6 protein-coding genes are annotated in these 3,146 nt (G+C 53.3%); 3 read left to right on the forward strand and 3 right to left on the reverse strand.

What is annotated here, in order from left to right; translation table 11 throughout:
- Positions 1-275: 275 nt before the first annotated feature.
- The 3 genes from AAKU61_RS22280 to AAKU61_RS22290 are packed head-to-tail and all read right to left on the reverse strand — an operon-like array spanning position 276 to position 984.
- A complete protein-coding gene (locus AAKU61_RS22280; protein ID WP_354335792.1) occupies positions 276-443 on the reverse strand; it encodes an ATP-binding protein in 168 nt (55 codons plus the stop codon).
- A 9-nt stretch (positions 444-452) separates the two neighbouring features.
- Positions 453-734, reverse strand: a complete 282-nt coding sequence (locus tag AAKU61_RS22285; RefSeq protein WP_354335794.1) for a type II toxin-antitoxin system YafQ family toxin — start codon at positions 732-734, stop codon at positions 453-455.
- Positions 721-984 carry a type II toxin-antitoxin system RelB/DinJ family antitoxin gene (locus tag AAKU61_RS22290; protein WP_354335795.1) on the reverse strand — a complete coding sequence of 88 codons (264 nt, stop codon included), beginning with the start codon at positions 982-984 and terminating at the stop codon, positions 721-723. The genes AAKU61_RS22285 and AAKU61_RS22290 overlap by 14 nt, the downstream gene beginning before the upstream one ends.
- A gap of 226 nt (positions 985-1,210) precedes the next feature.
- On the opposite strand from AAKU61_RS22290, the gene AAKU61_RS22870 reads away from it, so the two are divergent.
- The 3 genes from AAKU61_RS22870 to istA form a co-directional block, all read left to right on the forward strand.
- A complete protein-coding gene (locus AAKU61_RS22870; protein ID WP_503012677.1) occupies positions 1,211-1,546 on the forward strand; it encodes a recombinase family protein in 336 nt (111 codons plus the stop codon).
- A 12-nt stretch (positions 1,547-1,558) separates the two neighbouring features.
- The gene (locus AAKU61_RS22875) at positions 1,559-1,795 is read left to right on the forward strand and encodes a hypothetical protein (protein ID WP_503012678.1); all 237 of its coding nucleotides are present in this window, start codon (positions 1,559-1,561) and stop codon (positions 1,793-1,795) included.
- Between the two features lie 220 nt (positions 1,796-2,015).
- Positions 2,016-3,146, forward strand: a 1,131-nt coding sequence (gene istA, locus AAKU61_RS22300; protein WP_354335797.1) for an IS21 family transposase, incomplete at its 3' end; no start/stop codon positions are given.

Below are 3,146 nucleotides of genomic sequence, written 5' to 3' on the forward strand. Positions count from 1 at the left end.
AGAGTTCGGCCCGGTTGTTTAGGCCCTTGTGCTAGCGATACTCGACACCCGGCATGATTGGCGTCTTCGCCACAGGCGAATCGTCTCGTACGTGATGATGATGCCAAGGCTGGCCATAAGCTCTTGTATGTCGCGAAAACTCCGCGCAAACCGGAAGTAGAGCCACACGACATGACTAATGATTTCTGCCGGATAGCGGAAGCCGCGGTAGCGTAGGGATGTTTCCATCACGCTACTTTACAAAATTTTCCCGCAGCCCGTAAGTTGACACTACCTTATTTAGTATCTCTAACTTTTTGCCTTAACGACGCGCCGGACCGCTTGTGGTAGTGGGAACTACATACCAAACGGTCGAGAACCGCGTCCGCAATTGTCTTGTTATCGAAAGCGTCGTTCCATTTCTCAGTTGGGATTGTAAGCCCAAACCGGCGGAATTTGTCCAATTAACTGAATCACAGGCCAAGCTCACTGTGTGAGCCAAGGCGAACGAGCTGCAACACTGCGTCATCTGGTTTGCGATAAATTAATATCAGGTCGGGTTTAACATGACAATCCCTGTGATCCTTCCAATCGCCGGTCAACATGTGATCGTGGTATTTCTCGGCAAGTGGCTGGTCGTTTGCTAGGGCTGTGATGACGGCCGCGAAATCGTCCATCAGCGTATGCCGGCGCGGCCCTTTTGCTTCGCGTTTATAGTCGCGCTTGAACTGCCCGGTCTGTTCAATCGTCCGCATTCAGATCCGCCATCAAATCTTCAACAGTAGCAAATGACTTCAAGCCACCACGGCGTGCTTCCTTCATTGCCTCGATGGTAGTTGCATTCGGCACCAATGGCTCGAAAGGCAACGCCTTGTCGTGAGCAACCCGTGTAAGCATTATGCGAAAGGCGTCGGAAACGGTCAGTCCCATCGCCGCAAGCACGATGGTCGCCTCTTCCTTAATGTGCTCGTCGATCCGGGCACGGACAACTGCATTTGCAGACATGACTTACTCCTTTAATGGTGTGAGCTACATTGTAGCCCAAATATAAGTCATTTGCATTTAGCTTGTTTTTATATTGTGCTGTCGGAAAACAAGTGTTTTACGACGCATTGGCGACCCCAAGAAAAATTACCGATGCAAAGCTTAAAATATACGGAAAACCTTGTCGCTATGCTGTGCTATACGGAAACCTAATTTTAATGGTTATCCGCTTATATTAGTTGGCTACATGCGCGTTTCGTCGGACTCGGATCGACAGAACACAAATATGCAACGCGATGCGCTGCTGGCGGCGGGTATCGATGCCCGCCACTTGTTCGAGGATCATGCCTCCGGTGCCAAAGATGATCGTCCTGGATTGGCCAAGGCGCTAGAGTTCGTGTGTCCCGGCGACGTGCTCGTTGTCTGGAAGTTGGATCGACTTGGCCGTTCACTGTCGCACCTGCTCTCCATCGTGACTACGCTGAAGGACAAGCAGGTCGCCTTCCGGTCGCTCACTGAAGGCATGGACACCACCACAGCATCAGGAGAATTGCTGTTCCATGTATTCAGTGCACTGGCTTAGTACGAACGTGCTTTGATTCAGGAACGGGTCATTACCGGTCTGGCTGCCGCCAAGCGGCGTGGCCGAGTCGGTGGCAGACCCGCTGCCATTATTGGCGAGAAACTAGACGCCATCATTGCCGCATTGAACAGCGGTATGTCAAAGGCCGCCGTGTGTCGCAACTTTGAAGTTAAACGAACGACGCTGATTGAAACTTTGGCCCGTGTCGGATGGGCTGGTGCGCGCGATACAACATCTGAAAGCGAATGATAAATGCGCGGTGACAACAACGAGCGACTGACCATTCTCTCGGAAGCAGAAAAGACGGCGCTCTATGGTATTCCTGATTTTGACGATTTTCAGCGCTAAGAACCGCAGTGTAAAAATGTACCACTGAAACGCGCTAGATTTCGCGAGAAACGCGGAATGAAAGTGTACCAGTCCCAGCCTGTATTCTGATGCCCAACGGGGCAAAGGAAGGGCGGAAAGGATGTACTCAGTGGAACTCTATGTCAAAGTCAGACGTGCCGTCATGGTCGACAAATGCAGCGAGCGCGAAGCCGCACGCCTATTTGGCGTTCATCACAAGACGGTCAAGAAGATGTGCCAATTTGCCGTGCCACCCGGCTACCAGCGTAAGAGCGAAACCATCTCCCCCAAGCTCGCCCCGTTCACTGGCATCATCGATGCCATCCTGGATGCCGACAAACAAGTCCATGTAAAACAGCGCCACACTGCGCACCGCATTCTGGAACGGCTCCGCGATGAACATGGTTTCACCGGCGGCTACACGATCGTGCGCAATTACGTCTACAAGGTCGCCACGCGCCAGAAGGAAATGTTCATCCCTCTGGCACACCGGCCTAGTCATGCCCAGGTCGATTTGGGCGAAGCCGATGGCTATATTGGCGGCAAGAAGGTGCGCTTCCATTATTTCTGCATGGACCTGCCGCATTCGGATGGCTGCTTTGTCAAAGCCTACCCGACCGAAGATACCGAATCCTTCCTGGATGGTCACATCGCTGCCTTTACGTTTTTTGGCGGCATCCCGCAATCGATCTTGTACGACAACACCAAGATCGCCGTAGCCAAGATACTGGGCGATGGCAAACGCCTGCGCACCAAGGAGTTCGGCGAGCTGCAAAGCCACTACCTGTTCGACGACAAGTTCGGGCGGCCGGCCAGGGGCAACGACAAAGGCAATGTCGAAGGGCTGGTTGGTTACAGCCGCCGTCACTTCATGGTGCCGCTACCAATCGCCAGTGACTTTGATGCCTTGAATGCCAAGCTGCTCGATGGTTGCATCAAGCGCCAGCAAGCCAAACTGCGCGGTGAAACGGAAACCATCGCCGAACGGATGCAGCGCGACACCGCCGCGCTGATGGCATTACCTCATGGCACCTACGATGCGTGCCATAAGGTTTCCACTCGCGTGTCTTCACTGTCGCTGGTGCGTTACCGCTGCAATGACTACTCGGTGCCGACCGAGTACGGCCATCGGGAAGTGCTGGTCAAGGGCTATGTGAATCGCGTCGAGATTTGTCTCTCTGGCGACATCATTGCGCGCCATGTACGCAACTACGGCCGCGAAGAATTCATTTACAACCCATTGCACTACCTG

Origin of the sequence: Undibacterium sp. GrIS 1.2 (assembly GCF_040544435.1) — a bacterium.
Taxonomy (GTDB): Bacteria; Pseudomonadota; Gammaproteobacteria; order Burkholderiales; family Burkholderiaceae_D; genus Undibacterium.

Bases quoted from the DNA above. Each gene is read 5' to 3' on its own strand.
- AAKU61_RS22285 (WP_354335794.1), bottom strand. From the start codon at position 734: ATGCGGACGATTGAACAGACCGGGCAGTTCAAGCGCGACTATAAACGC.
- AAKU61_RS22290 (WP_354335795.1), bottom strand. From the start codon at position 984: ATGTCTGCAAATGCAGTTGTCCGTGCCCGGATCGACGAGCACATTAAG.
- AAKU61_RS22870 (WP_503012677.1), top strand. From the start codon at position 1,211: ATGCGCGTTTCGTCGGACTCGGATCGACAGAACACAAATATGCAACGC.